14 protein-coding genes are annotated in these 15,761 nt (G+C 66.6%); 7 read left to right on the plus strand and 7 right to left on the minus strand.

The window, feature by feature from the left end:
• Window positions 1-66: 66 nt before the first annotated feature.
• Window positions 67-1,572 carry a calcium-binding protein gene (locus tag IP89_RS22820; RefSeq protein WP_052081122.1) on the minus strand — a complete coding sequence of 502 codons (1,506 nt, stop codon included), beginning with the start codon at window positions 1,570-1,572 and terminating at the stop codon, window positions 67-69.
• 267 nt (window positions 1,573-1,839) lie between these two features.
• Between IP89_RS22820 and ccoG the strand changes: the two genes are divergently transcribed.
• From ccoG to IP89_RS16855, 4 genes are all read left to right on the plus strand, one after another.
• Window positions 1,840-3,255, plus strand: a complete 1,416-nt coding sequence (gene ccoG, locus IP89_RS16840) for a cytochrome c oxidase accessory protein CcoG (RefSeq protein ID WP_043310774.1) — start codon at window positions 1,840-1,842, stop codon at window positions 3,253-3,255.
• Between the two features lie 62 nt (window positions 3,256-3,317).
• Complete coding sequence (gene mapR / locus IP89_RS16845; RefSeq protein ID WP_043310775.1) at window positions 3,318-4,727, plus strand: GntR family transcriptional regulator MpaR; 1,410 nt, start codon at window positions 3,318-3,320, stop codon at window positions 4,725-4,727.
• 86 nt (window positions 4,728-4,813) lie between these two features.
• On the plus strand, window positions 4,814-5,446 hold the full coding sequence (locus tag IP89_RS16850; protein WP_043310776.1) for a hypothetical protein: 633 nt from the start codon (window positions 4,814-4,816) through the stop codon (window positions 5,444-5,446).
• 277 nt (window positions 5,447-5,723) lie between these two features.
• Entirely contained in the window at window positions 5,724-6,446 is a 723-nt protein-coding gene (locus IP89_RS16855) for a TorF family putative porin (protein WP_043310777.1), read from the plus strand.
• Between the two features lie 67 nt (window positions 6,447-6,513).
• Here the strand turns inward: IP89_RS16855 and IP89_RS16860 are convergent, their stop codons facing one another.
• From IP89_RS16860 to IP89_RS16880, 5 genes are all read right to left on the minus strand, one after another.
• Complete coding sequence (locus IP89_RS16860; protein ID WP_371261961.1) at window positions 6,514-8,301, minus strand: ABC transporter ATP-binding protein; 1,788 nt, start codon at window positions 8,299-8,301, stop codon at window positions 6,514-6,516.
• Complete coding sequence (locus IP89_RS16865) at window positions 8,285-8,884, minus strand: DsbA family protein (RefSeq protein ID WP_371261962.1); 600 nt, start codon at window positions 8,882-8,884, stop codon at window positions 8,285-8,287. Before IP89_RS16865 ends, IP89_RS16860 begins: the two co-directional genes overlap by 17 nt.
• A 113-nt stretch (window positions 8,885-8,997) precedes the next feature.
• Window positions 8,998-9,936, minus strand: a complete 939-nt coding sequence (locus tag IP89_RS16870) for a rhodanese-related sulfurtransferase (protein WP_043310780.1) — start codon at window positions 9,934-9,936, stop codon at window positions 8,998-9,000.
• A gap of 260 nt (window positions 9,937-10,196) precedes the next feature.
• The gene (locus tag IP89_RS16875) at window positions 10,197-10,511 is read right to left on the minus strand and encodes a BolA family transcriptional regulator (protein WP_043310781.1); all 315 of its coding nucleotides are present in this window, start codon (window positions 10,509-10,511) and stop codon (window positions 10,197-10,199) included.
• A 13-nt stretch (window positions 10,512-10,524) separates the two neighbouring features.
• The gene (locus IP89_RS16880) at window positions 10,525-11,022 is read right to left on the minus strand and encodes a DUF2059 domain-containing protein (protein ID WP_043310782.1); all 498 of its coding nucleotides are present in this window, start codon (window positions 11,020-11,022) and stop codon (window positions 10,525-10,527) included.
• A gap of 186 nt (window positions 11,023-11,208) precedes the next feature.
• Here IP89_RS16880 and IP89_RS16890 point away from each other — a divergent pair, with 186 nt between their 5' ends.
• From IP89_RS16890 to IP89_RS16900, 3 genes are all read left to right on the plus strand, one after another.
• On the plus strand, window positions 11,209-12,219 hold the full coding sequence (locus IP89_RS16890) for a DUF2804 domain-containing protein (protein ID WP_043310784.1): 1,011 nt from the start codon (window positions 11,209-11,211) through the stop codon (window positions 12,217-12,219).
• Window positions 12,220-12,295: 76 nt separating this feature from the next.
• A complete protein-coding gene (locus tag IP89_RS16895; protein WP_043310785.1) occupies window positions 12,296-13,690 on the plus strand; it encodes a class II fumarate hydratase in 1,395 nt (464 codons plus the stop codon).
• Complete coding sequence (locus IP89_RS16900) at window positions 13,683-14,303, plus strand: NAD(P)H-dependent oxidoreductase (protein WP_043310786.1); 621 nt, start codon at window positions 13,683-13,685, stop codon at window positions 14,301-14,303. The genes IP89_RS16895 and IP89_RS16900 overlap by 8 nt, the downstream gene beginning before the upstream one ends.
• Here IP89_RS16900 and IP89_RS16905 read toward each other — a convergent pair.
• On the minus strand, window positions 14,300-15,760 hold the full coding sequence (locus IP89_RS16905; RefSeq protein WP_043310787.1) for a PepSY domain-containing protein: 1,461 nt from the start codon (window positions 15,758-15,760) through the stop codon (window positions 14,300-14,302). The two genes, IP89_RS16900 and IP89_RS16905, sit on opposite strands and share 4 nt — an antisense overlap.
• Between the last annotated feature and the right edge of the window lies 1 nt (window position 15,761).

The raw sequence follows: 15,761 nt of genomic DNA on the forward strand, positions 1-15,761 counted from the left end.
AGATGGCTTTTTGCCAAGTCGCAGGATAGTCAGGTTTTTTTGCCCCAATCCACGCCACCCGTGGCCTCAGGCTCCGACGAACTGCAGGTTGGCGTCGTTCAGCTGGTCGGCCACCACGCCGAGCAGGAACACCTGGCTGTGCTGGTCCAGAGTGATCAGCGTGCCGTTCTGCTGCTCGCTGATGTTCAGGTTCTGGAAGCTGAGCGGGCCGCCGACGAAGCTCAGCACGTCTTCCTGCGGGTTGAAGTCGAGCACGCTGTCGTGGCCGAAGTTCAGGCGCAGGAAGAAGTCGACGTAGTCGCCATCCTCGCCGACCGGCACGCTCACCCATTCGTCCATGAGGAACTCGAAGGTATCGCTGCCGGCGCCGCCTGTTAGGTAGTCGGTGCCATCCACAGCGCCGGGCCTGTTCACCCCGCCATTGAGCACGTCGTTGCCGTCGCCGCCGTAGAGCCGGTCGCTGCCACCGCCGCCCCACAGCCAGTCATCGCCGGCACCGCCGTGCAGGCGGTTGTCGCCGGCATCGCCGCCCAGCGAATCGGAGAAACGGCTGCCAGTCAGGTTCTCGATATTCAGCAGCACATCGCCCTGCGCCTCACCGCTGTAGGCCAGGGTCGCCAGCGACACGCCGACACCAGAGCTAGCCTCCGAGTAGTCGGCGGTGTCGTTGCCTTCGCCGCCATCGAGATAGTCCGCGCCCTCGCCGCCGCGCAGGATGTCGTCGCCCCAGCCGCCGAACAGACGGTCGTCGCCGGCATTGCCGGAGAGCCGGTCGTCACCGCCGGGCTGCCAGATGGAATCGCCGTAGATCACATCGTTGCCGCTGCCACCGCTGATACGGTCCGCGCCGCCCTCGCCGTGCAACTGGTCATCGCCGCCGCCACCGCTGATCACATCATTGTCGTAGCCGCCGTACAGCCAGTCGGCACCATTGCTGCCGCGCAGCACATCCGCGCCGAGCCCGCCCCAGGCGTAGCCGGCCGCCTGCAACAGCAGCGAGTCGTCGCCACCACGGCCGAACAGCAGGCTCAGGTCCGTACCACCGCTCAGCGAGTCGCCGCCATCGCCACCGATCACCTGGCTGACCAGCGCGGCGCTGGGCACCCAGGCGCCGAACAGGTGCATCTGCACATCGTCGTCATCGCGGAAGAAGAAGCCACCGGCGCTGGCCTGGCTCATCCACAGATTCGGCCCGTCCGGATCGTCCTCGGAGAACAGGAAGGCCTGGGCATCGGCCAGCGGCAACTGCAGGCCCTGGCTGCTCAGGGTCAGCAGCGGCGCGGCCCAGGGCGTGAAGTCGCCCTCGTCGAGGCCGCCCACGCGCGGCAGCGGTAGCTGGAAGTCCACGCCGCTGGAGGCATCCAGCGTCACATTGCCCACGCCTGCGCCATCCAGCGCCGCCAGGTAGGCGGTCAACGCCACGCCGCTGAGCACTAGTTGGCCCTGCACCTGCTCGCCGGGGCTGAAGCCGTAGGCCGCGGGATTGTTGTTCAGGTAGCTGTTGCCGTCGTCGAAGAAACGGTCCTCGACCAGGCCGTAGAAGGTCCAGCCCATGCTGTTGTCGGTAGGCATAGCAAGCTCCGCTCAGTGATGTACCTGACCGGGCCGGCGCATGATCCGTAATGCGCCCGGATGGAATCCTTCATGCACCCCCAAGGCGGGGCCGCAGCCACCACCCGCGAATTGGACCCGCGCTGCCGCGCAGATGATCGGCGCCGGCCGACGAAAGGCGGACGAAACGCATCTGATACGGTTTTTGCCGCACAACCTGAATCTGTTATCCAAACAGCCCGACAGGCACAGTTCGCTCAGCCTGATTAGAAGCCCGAGAGGCCCACCATGAGCGAGCGCATACCGGCGCAGATCATCGATACCATCGACCCGCGCCAGCCGATCCGCATGACCCCGGCCCAGGCCGGTGGTCCCATTCACACCCGCAGTTTCACCGGCCTGTACCGCAACCTGCGCCTGTACGGCGCCGGCCTGCTGTTCCTGATCTTCTTCGGCACCGCCTGGCTGGACTGGGACGGTCGCCAGGCCGTGCTGTGGAACCTGGCCGAGCACCGCTACTACATCTTCGGCGCCACCTTCTGGCCGCAGGACTTCATCCTGCTCTCGGCGCTGCTGATCATCTGTGCCTTCGGCCTGTTCGCCATCACCGTGTTCGCCGGCCGCGTCTGGTGCGGCTACAGCTGCCCGCAGAGCGTGTGGACCTGGGTGTTCATGTGGGTGGAGAAAGTCACCGAGGGCGAGCGCAACCAGCGCATCAAGCTCGACGCCGCGCCCTGGGGCCCGGCCAAGCTGCTGCGCCGCGGCGCCAAGCACGGCCTGTGGCTGGCGGTGAGCCTGCTCACCGCGCTGACCTTCGTCGGCTACTTCACGCCGATCCGCGAACTGGCGCTGGAGCTGTTCAGCGGCGAGCTGGAAGGCGCGGCGCTGTTCTGGATCCTGTTCTTCAGCGCCGCCACCTACCTCAACGCCGGCTGGCTGCGCGAGAAGGTCTGCGTGTACATGTGCCCCTACGCGCGCTTCCAGGGCGTGATGTTCGACCGCGATACCCTGCTGGTCGCCTACGACGCCAACCGTGGCGAGAACCGTGGCCCGCGCAAGAAGGATGTCGACCACAAGGCCGAAGGCCTGGGCGATTGCATCGACTGCACCATGTGCGTCCAGGTCTGCCCCACCGGCATCGACATCCGCGACGGCCTGCAGGTGGAATGCATCGGTTGCGCCGCCTGCATCGACGCCTGCGACAGCATCATGGACAAGATGGGCTACGCCCGCGGCTTGATCCGCTACGGCTCCGAGCGCGAAATGCAGGGCGGTCGCCGCCACCTGCTGCGGCCGCGCCTCGTCGGCTACGCGGCAGCGCTGCTGCTGATGATCGGCGCCTTCGCCTGGGCCCTGCAGGCGCGCTCGCTGGTGTCGCTCGACGTGGCCAAGGACCGCGGCATGTTCCGTGAGAACGCCGCCGGGCAGATCGAGAACGTCTACCGCCTCAAGGTGATCAACAAGACCCAGCAGCCGCAGCGCTACCACCTGGGCCTGGTGGCCGGCCAGCCGTTCCGCCTGAACGGGCCGAGCGACCTGCACCTGGATGCCGGCGAGATCCTCGAGGTGCCGGTCAGCGTGGTGCTTGAACGCGAGCCGCTGGGCAGTAGCCCTGCGCCGGTGCACTTCGAGGTGATCAACCGGCGCGACGGCAGCGAGCGCAAAGAAGCCGACAGCACCTTTATCGCCCCGAGCGGGCGCTGATGGCCGGCAAGCGTCGCCAGCCCTTAGACTGTGGCCCGAAATGGACCGCAGTCAGGGGCGAGATGAAACGCTACGAACAGTTGGCCGACCAGATAGCCGAGCTGATCCGCAGCGGCGTGCTCGCCCCTGGCGAGCGTGTGCCCTCGGTGCGCCACGCGCGGCGCACCTATGGGGTCAGCCCGTCGACCATCTTCCAGGCCTACTACCTGCTGGAGGATCGCGGGCTGATCCAGGCCCGCGCCCGCTCCGGCTACTTCGTCCGCGAGCTGGCCAGCCAGACCCTAGCCGAACCGGGCAGCAGCGCGCCGACCGCCACCAGCACCGAGGTGGATGTCAGCGAGCTGGTGTTCTCCGTGCTCGGCTCGCTGAAGGACCCGAGCACCGTACCCTTCGGTTCGGCCTTCCCCAGCCCGCAGCTGTTCCCCCTGCCGCGCCTGGCGCGCTCCATGGCGCATGCCCTGCGCGATATGCCGGCGCATGCGGTGATCGCCGACATGACCGCCGGCAACCCCGACCTGCGCCGGCAGATTGCCCTGCGCTACATGGTCGCCGGCGTGCGCCTGCCGCTGGAGGAGCTGGTGATCAGCAACGGCGCCATGGAGGCGCTCAACCTGTGCCTGCAGACGGTGACCCAGCCGGGCGATCTGGTAGCCATCGAGTCGCCGGCCTTCTACGCCACCCTGCAGGTGCTGGAGCGGCTCAAGCTCAAGGCGGTGGAGATTCCCGTGCACCCGCGCGAGGGCATCGACCTCGGCGTGCTGGCCGAGCGCCTGGCCAACCTGCCGATCAAGGCCTGCTGGTTCATGAGCAGCCTGCAGAACCCCATGGGTGCCAGCCTCTCCGACGCCAAGAAGGCCGAACTCTACGAGCTGCTGCACCAGCATCAGGTGCCGCTGATCGAGGACGACGTCTACGCCGAGCTGTACTACGGCGCCCACCCGCCGCGGCCGATGAAGAGCTTCGACCGCGACGGTCTGGTGATGCACTGCGGCTCCTTCTCCAAGAGCCTGGCGCCGGGCTACCGGGTCGGCTGGGTGGCCGGCGGGCGCTATGCCGAGCAGATCAGCCGGCTCAAGCTGATGACCACCATCTCGCCCTCGGTGCCGGCCCAGGCGGCCATCGCCGACTACCTGCAGCACGGCGGCTACGACCGCCATCTGCGCAAGCTGCGCATCGCCCTGGAGACCCAGCAGGCGGCCATGCTCGCCTCCGCTGCGCGGCACTTCCCGGCGGAAACACGGGTCACCCGCCCCAGCGGCGGCTACTTCCTGTGGTTCGAGTTCCCCGAGCGGGTCGACTCGCTGCAGCTGTTCCAGCTCGCCCTGGCACAGGGCATCAGCCTGGCGCCGGGGCCGATCTTTTCCGCCACCCGCGGCTTCCGCCATTGCGCGCGGTTGAACCATGGCCACCCTTGGGATGCCCAAAGCGAGCGGGCGATGGAAGTGCTAGGGCGCATCCTCGCCTCGTTCTAGAGCACGCTAGCTATGCTGCGGGTAGGCAGAGGCCGACTCACGGACAATAATGGCACCGTGCCATACCCGAACAAGGACAGACGACCATGAGCGACGACAGCGAAACTTCCGCCGTCAGCGATGCATCCGGCGACGCGCCCAGCGAGCAGCAGCGCCTGGAGCAACTGGAGAAAGCCGGCAAGCTCAACCGCCTGCTGATCTTTGGCCTGGCCGGCGCCCTGGTACTGAACCTGATTGCCTGGGTGCTGGTAGCTGCCCTCAGCGGCCCGGACGAGCCCGAGGAAGACGAACATGCCGCCGCCGTGGCCAGCATGGCCAGTGTCGAGGCCCTGCAGAAGGAAGTGGGCGCCCTGCAACTGCAGATCGCCCCGCTGCAGCAGCAGATCAAGGACCAGCAGCGCCTGATCCTGCTGCAGGCCCAGCAGCAGACCGCAGCGCCCAGCGAATCCAGCGCTGCCGCCCCCGAGGTCGCGGACACCCGCGAGCAGGACCGCGAGAACATCCGCATGGTTGCGCGCACCCTGATCGGCCAGGAAAACAACTACCAGCACACCCTCAATGCGCTGAAGGACGGCATGGAAGAGCTGGCCGGCATGACGCCGGGCTCGCGCAGCTGGCTGGACTTCTACAAGGACTCGCTGACCAAGCCGATGGCTGACAGCCAGGCGCGGGTCAAGGCCCTGCAAGCCTGGGAAGCCAAGCAGGCCGCCAAGCAATAACCCTCTCCCCTCGTTGCGGCAGTCCGCCTGCCGCAACGCGCCTTACTCCCCGCCCTCGCTCCGCCCCAAAAACGTGCAGCAGTTCTCATCGAAGTGCGCAGCCGCCGCACGCGGGTTCGCCGTGCGCGCCGTAATTCCGCTCAATTTGCTGATAAATATCGGTTTTTATAAAGCTGGCACGAATAGCGCTTATAGCGAATTGGCTTAACTGAAATTGCCGCTAGAGCACATAGAAACAGTCAAGCCACCCAACACTTTGCGCATTCAGGAGTTTGCAATGCTGAAGAAACTGAGCCTGGCTCTTTCCACCACTACTCTGTTCTCCATGGCCGGCGTCGCCGTTGCCGAAACCGTCGACAGCCCAGTGGGCCAATTCGATGTCAGCATGACCGCCACCCTGGCCAGCGACTACATCTGGCGCGGCCAGTCGCAAACCGCCGGCGAAGCCGCGATCCAGGGCAGTCTGGACGTTGCTCACGAGAGCGGCCTGTACGCTGGCGTGTGGGCCTCCAACGTCGACGACGCGGCCTTCCCGGGCAACACCAGCGGCGCCGACATCGAAGTCGACTACTACGTCGGCTACGGCTACAGCTTCACCGACGACATCTCCGCCGACCTGCAACTGGCCAAGTACACCTACCCGCAGGCCAGCCAGTGGAACGGCTACGAGATCATGCCCAGCGTCAGCGCCTATGGCTTCACCCTGGGCTACAAATACGGTGTAGAGACCGGGATTCATCCGACTTACACCTGGGTCAGCTACGAATACGAGCTGCCGTACGAAATCACCGCCTCGGCCAGCTATGGCCAGACCGACCAGAAGGCCGGCGGCGACGACTACAAGGACTGGAGCGTTGGCCTCGGCAAGACCATGCTCGGCCTGGACTTCAGCCTGACCTACACCGACACCGACATCGACGGCGAAGTCTGCGAAGCCACCTACGGCAAGGACGACTACTGCGATTCCAACCTGACCGTCGCCGTGTCCAAGTCCTTCTAAAAACAAGGCCCTCGCAAGGGCCATTGCTTCCTTTGGTTTTAGGCCGCCTGCGGGCGGCCTTTTTCATTCAGTGCTGCAGGTGACCGTAGAGCTTGGCGTACAGCCCGCCTTCGGCGATCAGTTGCTGGTGGTCGCCATCCTCGGCAATGCTGCCACCGTCGAACACCAGCACCCGGTCGGCCTGCTTCACCGCGCTCAGGCGGTGGGCGACGATCAGCGTGGTGCGGCCGTTGAGGAAGCGGCCGAGCGCCTCGTGCAGGGCGTATTCGGTGGCGGCGTCGAGGGCCGAGGTGGCCTCGTCGAGGATCACTACCTTGGGCTCGGCCAGCACCATGCGCGCAATGGCCAGGCGCTGACGCTGACCGCCGGACAGGCGCACGCCGGAGCGGCCGACCATGCTGTCCAGCCCGTTCGGCAGCGCGCGAATGGTGGCCGCCAACTGAGCGATCTCCAGCGCCTGCCAGCAGGCCTCGTCGCTGCGTTCACGGCCCATGCACAGGTTGGCACGTACCGTGTCGTTGAACAGCGCCGGATGCTGCAGCACCACGGCCACGTGCTCGCGCACGCGCTCCAGGCCGATCTCTTCCAGGCTGGCGCCACCGAAGCGGATGCTGCCGGCCTGGGCGGTATAGAGGCCGAGCAGCAACTGCACCAGGGTGCTCTTGCCGCCACCACTGGCGCCGACCAGGGCAACCTTCTCGCCCGGCGCGATGGACAGGTCGAGGTCGTGCAGCACCGGATCGTCGCGGTAGGCGAAGCTCAGGCCACGCACCTCGATGCCGACCGTGTCACGGCCCTTGAACGGATCGATGCGGCCCTCGTGCTGCGGCTCGTCGGCGCGCGCCAGCAGCTCGTTGATGCGGGTCAGCGCGCCGCCGGCAGCGTAGTAGGCGTACTGCAGGCTGAGCAGCTGCTCGACCGGGCCGATCATGAACCACAGGTAGCTGAACACCGCGAGCATCTGGCCGATGGTGAGGTCGGAGAACAGCACGGTGATCATCGCCGCGGCGCGGAAGATGTCGATACCGAACTGGAACAGCAGGCCGCTGGTGCGACTGGCCGCATCGCTCTTCCACTGCGAGGCCACGGCGTAGTCGCGCACCTCCCTGGCCCGGTTGCCGAGGCGGCCGAGGAAGAAGCCCTGGCGGTTGCCGGCACGCACCTCCTGGATCGCCTCCAGGGTCTCGGTGAGCGCCTGGGTGAAACGCGCGGTGCTGTCGTTCTCCAGCTTTTTCAGGTGCTTCACGCGCTTGCCCAGCTGCACCGTGGCGTAGATCACCAGCGGGTTGAACAGCAGGATCAGCAGCGCCAGCTGCCAGTGCATCCAGATCAGGATGGCAGCGGTGCCGGTCAGCGTCAGCAGCGCCACCAGCACCTTGCTCAGGGTTTCGCCGATGAACTTGTCGAGGGTATCCAGATCGGTGACTAGGTGCGCGCTGACGGTACCGCCGCCGAGGCTCTCGTATTCGCTCAGGGCGATGCGCTTGAGACGCTCGATCAGGCGTACACGCAGGCGGTAGATGACGTCCTTGGACAACCGCGCGAACAGCCGCGCCTGCAGCACGTTGCTGATCAGCGCACCGAGGCGCAGCACCAGGGTCAGCGCCAGCATCAGGCCGATGTAGCCGGCGGCGCTTTCCCAGTTAGCCGGCAGGAAGCGGTCCATCACCTTGAGCGCGGCATCGCCCTGCTTGAGCAGCACCTCGTCCACCAGCAGCGGTAGCAGCAACGGGATCGGCACGCTGCACAGGGTGGCGACCACGGCGATCAGGTTGGCCAACAACAAGCCCTTGCGATGGCGCAGGGCCAGGCGGCGAATCTCCGCCCAGGTCAAACGATCAGGCATGGACGGCATGCTCCAGCCAGCGCCCGAGCAGCGGCTGCAACACCTTGATCGACTGGTAACCGTTGGTCAGCAGGGCCAGCTGGCCATCGCGCTCGGCCAGCAGTGTGGGGAAACCGGCGATGCCGAGATCCTGCACCCAGGCGAAGTCGGCCTCGGTGGCGGCCTGCATGGCCTGGCTGTCGAAGGCTGCGGCGAACTCGATGCGAGGAATGCCGGCGCGCTCCGCCAGCTCGGCCAGTACCGGCCCCTGGGTCACGTCGCGCCCTTCGGTATAGAAGGCCTGCTGGATCAACTGCAGCAGCGACCAGGCGCTCTGCTCGTCCAGCTGGCGCGCGGTGACCAGGGCGCGGCAGGCCGGCTCGGTGTCGTAGACGAAGCCTTCCGGCAAGGCATTGGCAAAGTCGAACAGCTGACCGGTGGCGGCGTTGACCGCCTGCCAGTGGGACAGGATGCGCACCCGCACCGCTGGCTCCAACGCCGCCTGCTGCCGGCGCAGGCCGCCGACCACCAGTTGCAGTGGCACGTCCGCCGCCGCGGCCTGCTCGGCCAGGGCCTCGACTACCGGGGCAAAACCCCAGCACCAGGAACACATGGGGTCCATCACGTAAAGCAGGCGGGCTGGGCGCACGGGTGATCCTTACTTCGGCAAGAGAGCGGGAATGGCCGCAGTGTATCGCGCACGGCGGCCATGGATGTTGCCCTGGCTCAGCCTTCCTGCAGCGCCTTGTAGTTGTAGCCGATGGGGTGCGGCAGGTTGCGCGCCTGGGCGAGTTCGATCTGCTTCTGCCGCTCGCGCGCGGCCTGGCGGGTTTTCTCCGACAGCGAGTTCCAGCAGTGCGGGCAGCTGATGCCGGGCGAGTAGTGCTCGCTCTGGCGATCATCGACGGAGATTGGGTTGCGGCAGGCGTGGCACTGGTCGTAGTCACCCTCGGTGAGGTCGTGGCGCACGGTCACCCGGTTGTCGAAGACGAAGCAGTCGCCCTGCCACTTGCTCTGCTCCTGCGGTACCTCTTCGAGGTACTTGAGGATGCCGCCCTTGAGGTGGAACACCTCCTCGAAACCTTCGCCGAGCATGTAGCTGGAAGCCTTCTCGCAACGGATGCCGCCGGTGCAGAACATGGCGACCTTCTTGTGCTTGGCCGGATCGTAGTGGGCCTTGATGTAGTCGGGGAACTCGCGGAACGACTGGGTCTTGGGATCGACGGCGCCCTCGAAGGTGCCGATGGAGACCTCGTAGTCGTTGCGGGTATCGATCAGCAGTACTTCGGGGTCGCTGATCAGGGCGTTCCAGTCCTTGGGCTCGACATAGGTGCCGACGCGCTTGTTCGGGTCCACGCCCGGCACGCCGAGGGTGACGATTTCCTTCTTCAGCTTGACCTTGGTGCGGTAGAAGGGCTGCTCGTCGCAGTAGGACTCTTTATGGTCCACATCGATCAGGCGCGCGTCGCGCTTGAGCCAGGCCAGCAGGCCGTCGATGCCTTCGCGGCTGGCGGAAACGGTGCCGTTGATACCTTCCTCGGCAAGCAGCAGGGTGCCCTTCACGCCGAATTCGACCATGGTGTTCAGCAGGGGCTCACGCAGCGCTTCGTAGTCCGGCAGGGACACGAACTTGTACAGCGCCGCGACAACAATCTTCGCAGTCATTAAACGCTCTCCAGTGGTCACCCTCGCAAAGGGCGGACCGGGGATGAAATGAAAGCGCCGGCTAGAGCCGGCGCGGGGGCAATTCTAACTCAGACGGGTATGACTCTGCAGCCAGGCCGGATCAATGGCCAGCATTCGCTTGAGACAGGAGCGTCGCGAGCGCAGGCGGCGCAAGGCAAAAGCCGGTGAGCGCGCGGAGTTTACGTGTGGTAAATGAGCACGCGAACCGGCTTTCAACGCCGCGCCGGCAAGCGCAGCAGCTACTGTCCGAGCGAATCGTGCTTGCTGCCGCCACGGCAGGTGGGCGAGTCTGGGGCCATGCCCTGCTGCGCCCACTCCTCCGGGGTGTAGGTGTGCAACGCCAGGGCATGGAACTGCTGCATCAACTCGCCGAGGGTGGCGTAGACCTTCTGGTGGCGTTTGACCGCGTTGAGACCGGCGAACAGCGGGCTGACGATGACCGCCTTGTAGTGGGTCTCCTGGCCGCGGCTGTGCATGTGGCTCTCGTCCAGCACGTCGAGGTGCTCGCTCTGTAGCGGTTGCAGGGCGGCGATGATGTTGTCGCGCATGCTCATCTACGTGCTCTCCTTACTGCTTGGCGGGCTTGAGTTCGGCGGTCATTTCGCCGAGCAGCTTGTCCACTTCCGGCACGGCCTTCTGCAGGCGTTCCTGGGTCAGCTGGGCGGAGTGCGCCATCAACTGCGGCATCTGCTCCAGCACCTTGCGCCCGACCGGGGTCTGGTAGAAGGCCAGCAGCTCCTTGAGCTCGGCCTCGGTGAAGGCGTCGGTATAAAGGGAGACCAGCTCGTTATCCAGCTTGCCCTCGCCCACCACCTTGTCCAGCGCCGTCACCGCCTGCGCCTGATAGCGCTCGAGCAGCGCCTTCTTCGCTTCATTACCACCGGCTTGGGCGAAGCGCTGAGCGAACATCTGCCGCACCTGCATGTAGGCCGGCACGGCCAGTTTGTCGGCGCGGGTCAGTTCCAGGAAGCGCTTGGCCTCGGCGGCATGGCTGGCGGGATCGGCCAGCAGCGGCCCACAGGCCAGGAGTAGCAGGAGGGAACAGGCGGCGCGCAGGCGAATCATGGGGGAGTCCTTCGGAAAAACGCGGGCGGCCATTCTGCGCGCAGTGCCTCGATGGCTCAAGCTCGCGGCAGTGCAGCAAAAGGCCAGCACTTGCCGCGACAGTCTGCAGATGGGCATGATTAGCGTTCTCTTGGTGGCCGGCCACAAGTCGCAGAACAGTGCCTGCCCCGCACATGGACGTGTCTGATGAACAGTTTCACCAACCCGCTTGCCGCGCCGTTGCAGCCGCTGTGTGACCCCCGAGGTCGCCTTGCGCCCGAGGCCATCGGCTGGTCCAGCCGCCCTCAAGTGCATTGCGCCCTGCCCGGCAACATCGGCCGGCGCAAACGCTGGAATCGCTGGTGCATCACCACGCCGGACTGGATGCTAGCGCTGACCATCGCCGACCTCGACTACCTGGGTTACGGCTCCGCCTTCTTCCTCGACCTGCACAGCGGCAAAACTGCCTCGCACACCCAACTGCGCCCCTTCGGCCTCGGCAGCGAACTGCCGGATACGCCGCTGGAGAGCCACAGTTTCAACCACAGCCGTCTGCAACTGCGTGCCGAAGATCGCGGCAATGCGATTCGCCTGACCGTGATGGCCCCGGATATCGGCGGCCAGCCCTTGCAGGTCGCGCTGGATATTCAGCGACCACAACACTTGGAGTCGGTCAATCTGGTCTGTCCGATGGGCAAGCGCAGCTTCCACGCCAGTTGCCGCCAGCTCGGCCTGCCGGTGACCGGCAACCTGCAGCTAGGACGCCAGCAATACCTGTGCAGCGCCGGGCAGAGCTTCGCCGCGTTGGACTTCGCCCGCGGCGTCTGGCCGCTGAACAGCCACTGGACCCGTGCCGCCTTCGCCGCCCCCGGTGGCATCGCCGGCAACTTCGGCGACGTCTGGACCGAGTACAGCGGCCTGTCGGAGAACGCCCTGTGGTTTGGTGGCGAGCTGCTGCATATGGAGGAGCAGGTGCTGTTCGAACAAAACCCGCTCGGCCCGCAAGAGCCCTGGCGGCTGCATAGCCCCAGCGGCCAGGTCGAACTGAACTTCACTCCGCGCCAATTGCACCGGGCCTGCCCCAAGTTCGGCCCGTTCTATGCCGACACCCGTCAGTGGTTCGGCCACTTCGATGGCCTGCTGCGCGGCCCCCAGGGCGAAAAGGTCCCGGTCAGCGGCGCCTGCGGCTGGCTAGGCGCCACTCACGCACGCTGGTAATCGAGTCGATAGCAAAGCCGGGGAACCCACCCCTCCTCCGGCGGCCTAAACTGCCGGAAACAGTCCGGAGACAGTCATGAGCCGTATCGAAACCGACAGCATCGGTGCCATCGAAGTACCCGCAGACGCCTACTGGGGGGCCCAGACCCAGCGCTCGCTGATCAACTTCGCCATCGGCGAGCAGCGCATGCCGCTGGCCGTGGTGCACGCCCTGGCGCTGATCAAGAAGGCCGCGGCGCGGGTCAACAACCGTATCGGCGAGCTGCCCCCGGACATCGCCCGGCTGATCGAGCAGGCCGCCGACGAGGTCCTGGCCGGCCAGCATGACCAACAGTTCCCCCTGGTGGTCTGGCAGACCGGCAGCGGTACGCAGAGCAACATGAACGTCAACGAAGTGATCGCCGGCCGCGCCAACGAACTGGCCGGCCAGGGCCGCGGCGGCAAGAGCCCGGTGCACCCCAACGACCACGTCAATCGCGCACAGAGCTCCAACGATAGCTTCCCCACTGCCATGCACATCGCCGCCGTGCAGGCCGTGCAGCACCAGTTGCTGCCAGCCATCGCCGAACTGTCCAACGCCCTGTCCGAGCAGGCCACCCGGCATATGCGCCTGGTCAAGACCGGCCGCACCCACCTGATGGACGCCACCCCGGTGACCTTCGGCCAGGAACTGTCGGCCTTCGTCGCCCAGCTCGACTATGCCGACAAGGCCATCCGCAACGCCCTGCCAGCGGTCTGCGAACTGGCCCAGGGAGGCACCGCCGTCGGCACCGGCTTGAATGCCCCCAAAGGCTTCGCCGAGGCCATGGCCGCCGAACTGGCGGCGCTGGCCGGCCTGCCCTTCGTCTCGGCTCCCAACAAGTTCGCCGCGTTGGCAGGGCATGAACCGCTCACCGCGCTGTCCGGCGCGCTGAAGACCCTGGCCGTGGCGCTGATGAAGATCGCCAACGACCTACGCCTGCTCGGCTCCGGCCCGCGCGCCGGCTTCGCCGAGGTGCGCCTGCCGGCCAACGAACCGGGCAGCTCGATCATGCCTGGCAAGGTCAACCCGACCCAGTGCGAGGCGCTGTCCATGCTCGCCTGCCAGGTGCTGGGCAACGACAGCACCATCGCCTTCGCCGCCAGCCAGGGCCACCTGCAGCTCAACGTGTTCAAGCCGGTGATCATCCATAACCTGCTGCAGTCGGTACGCCTGCTCGCTGATGGCTGCCGCAACTTCGCCGAGCACTGCGTCGAAGGGTTGGAGCCGGACGCCCAGCAGATGGCCACGCACCTGGAGCGCGGGCTGATGCTGGTCACCGCGCTCAACCCGCATATCGGCTACGACAAGGCCGCCGAGATCGCCAAGAAGGCCTATGCCGAGGGCCTCAGCCTGCGCGAGGCCGCCCTGCAACTCGGCCACCTGACCAACGAACAGTTCGACGCCTGGGTACGCCCGGAAAACATGCTGGAGTCCGGACACCATGGCTGAAGAAGTGAAGAGCGGCGCCACGCCCCTGGAAGGCGATGGCAAGCGCATTTTGATGATCCTCGGCACGCCCAAGCACGACAGCCTGTGCCACGCCATCGCCGAGGCCTATACCAGCGGCGCCCGTGGCAAGGGCCATGTGGTGCGGCAGATCAGGCTCGGCGAGCTGCAGTTCGACCCCATCCTGCGCGAGGGCTACGGGCAGAACCAGGCCCTGGAGCCGGACCTGCTGGAGGCGCAGCGGCATATCCACTGGGCCGAGCACCTGGTGTTCGTCTATCCGGTCTGGTGGGGCGGCGTGCCGGCGCTGCTCAAGGGCTTCTTCGACCGCACCTTCCTGCCGGGCTTCGCCTTCAAGTACCGCAACCGCTCGCAGCTGTGGGACAAGCTGCTGACCGGGCGCACCGCCGATTTGCTGGTGACCCTGGACACGCCACCCTGGTATTTCCGCTGGGTCTACGGCGCGCCGGCGCACCGGCAGATGGTGCGCACCATCCTCGGCTTCTGCGGCATCAAGACCCGCCGCCTGACCGAATTCGCCCCGGTGCGGCCCTCCTCCGAGGAACAGCGGCAGAACTGGCTGCGCAAGGCCGAGAGCTTGGGCGTCCGGGCCTAAACCCCGCGCCGCCGACGCAGGCGGCGCCATCCGAGGACCACACCGGACAGGCTGATCAGCAGCCCACCCAGGCTGAAGAAGATCATCAGCCCCTCACGCAGCCACGGCCGCTCCAGCAGCGGCCGCCAATCCCAGCTGTGCAGCAGGTTGAACAGCCAGCGCTCGACACGCTGGACGCGGCCGAGCTGCTCGACCAGCGCGCCGCTGTACGGATCGATGTGCAGCCAGGTTGCCGCCGCGTCGTCCAGCTCCACCCGCAGCAGCGGCAGGCGCTTGCGCAGATGGCCGTACATGCTCTGCTCAGCGCGATGGAAGTAGTAGAAGTCGTACTCGCTCAACCAGGTCAGCCGCGCCGAGGCGGCGCCAGGTATGTGCCGCACGGCGTTCTCCAGCAGTTCGGCCGGCAGCCGCTGCAAGACCGGGCCGGGTTCGACAGTCAGGATGCGGCTCTCCCCTGCTCCGTCATAAGCCACGCGATAGGTCTTGCCGGCGACCTGCTGCCAGTGCAGCTCGCGCGCGGCGAAGCCTGCCGCGCGCAGCCTGGCCAGCGTCTCGCCCGGCGACTGCGGATCGCTGCCAGCCTCCAGCACGGCACCACGATAGGCGGGTTGCAGGCTGGGAGAGGCGGAGAACAGGCCCCAGGGGCGCATCGACATCAATCCGCTGAAGATCCAGGCGATCAGCAGCGCGCCGAACAGCAGGCCGCCGATATGGTGCCAGCGGGCAAAGCCGCCGCTGTAGGGCGAACGCGAGCCACTGCGATAGGGTCTGGCGAAACGCCAGCGCAGCACGCCGATCACCTGCCCCAGCAGCGCCATGGCGCTCGCGGCGAGGGACAGGTAAATGACGATCTGCGCCCACCAGGGGCTGTCGCGCAGCGGGTAGAGCCAGTGCAGCCAGGCGCCGAGCCAGTTCCAGGCGCGCTCGGTACGGCTGGCATCGCGCACCACCGCACCGGTCTGCCCGGAGATGTAGAGCAGCGTCCCCTCGCCATCCTCGATCAGGTGTAGCGGGCGATCACCATCCAGCGCCCGCGAGCGGGTCCAGGCATCTTCCTGCAGCGTGCCGCGGTAGTGCAGTTCGCCGGCAGTGGATAACTGCGCGGCACTGGCGAGCGCATCCTGCATGCTCACTTGTGCGATGCGCTGGCCACTGCGCGCATCCACCGCGATGCGCCTGCCGCCGGCATAGTCGAACAGGTAGCGCGGCGTACCGCCGACACTGCTCAGGCGCGCCGCCAACGGCGCATCGCTGCGCCCGCTGGCGGCCAGCGCCTGGCCGAGGCCGACGCAGCACTGCTCGCGCGGCAGCTCCGGCAGATGGGCAAAGTGCTCGGCCGGCGTCAGTTTGGGATAGCCGACGAACAGCATGACTATGCCCGAGACGAACCACAGCGCCATGAACAGGCACAGGGCGATGCCCAGCCAGCGGTGCCACAGGTAGAGATAGCGTTTCATC

The sequence above is a fragment of the Pseudomonas sp. ML96 genome, assembly GCF_000761545.1.
Classification (GTDB): domain Bacteria; phylum Pseudomonadota; class Gammaproteobacteria; order Pseudomonadales; family Pseudomonadaceae; genus Aquipseudomonas.

Coding starts and splice junctions, on each gene's coding strand:
- IP89_RS22820 (WP_052081122.1), bottom strand. CDS start 1,572: ATGCCTACCGACAACAGCATGGGCTGGACCTTCTACGGCCTGGTCGAG.
- ccoG (WP_043310774.1), top strand. CDS start 1,840: ATGAGCGAGCGCATACCGGCGCAGATCATCGATACCATCGACCCGCGC.
- mapR (WP_043310775.1), top strand. CDS start 3,318: ATGAAACGCTACGAACAGTTGGCCGACCAGATAGCCGAGCTGATCCGC.
- IP89_RS16850 (WP_043310776.1), top strand. CDS start 4,814: ATGAGCGACGACAGCGAAACTTCCGCCGTCAGCGATGCATCCGGCGAC.
- IP89_RS16855 (WP_043310777.1), top strand. CDS start 5,724: ATGCTGAAGAAACTGAGCCTGGCTCTTTCCACCACTACTCTGTTCTCC.
- IP89_RS16860 (WP_371261961.1), bottom strand. CDS start 8,301: ATGCCGTCCATGCCTGATCGTTTGACCTGGGCGGAGATTCGCCGCCTG.
- IP89_RS16865 (WP_371261962.1), bottom strand. CDS start 8,884: ATGTGTTCCTGGTGCTGGGGTTTTGCCCCGGTAGTCGAGGCCCTGGCC.
- IP89_RS16870 (WP_043310780.1), bottom strand. CDS start 9,936: ATGACTGCGAAGATTGTTGTCGCGGCGCTGTACAAGTTCGTGTCCCTG.
- IP89_RS16875 (WP_043310781.1), bottom strand. CDS start 10,511: ATGAGCATGCGCGACAACATCATCGCCGCCCTGCAACCGCTACAGAGC.
- IP89_RS16880 (WP_043310782.1), bottom strand. CDS start 11,022: ATGATTCGCCTGCGCGCCGCCTGTTCCCTCCTGCTACTCCTGGCCTGT.
- IP89_RS16890 (WP_043310784.1), top strand. CDS start 11,209: ATGAACAGTTTCACCAACCCGCTTGCCGCGCCGTTGCAGCCGCTGTGT.
- IP89_RS16895 (WP_043310785.1), top strand. CDS start 12,296: ATGAGCCGTATCGAAACCGACAGCATCGGTGCCATCGAAGTACCCGCA.
- IP89_RS16900 (WP_043310786.1), top strand. CDS start 13,683: ATGGCTGAAGAAGTGAAGAGCGGCGCCACGCCCCTGGAAGGCGATGGC.
- IP89_RS16905 (WP_043310787.1), bottom strand. CDS start 15,760: ATGAAACGCTATCTCTACCTGTGGCACCGCTGGCTGGGCATCGCCCTG.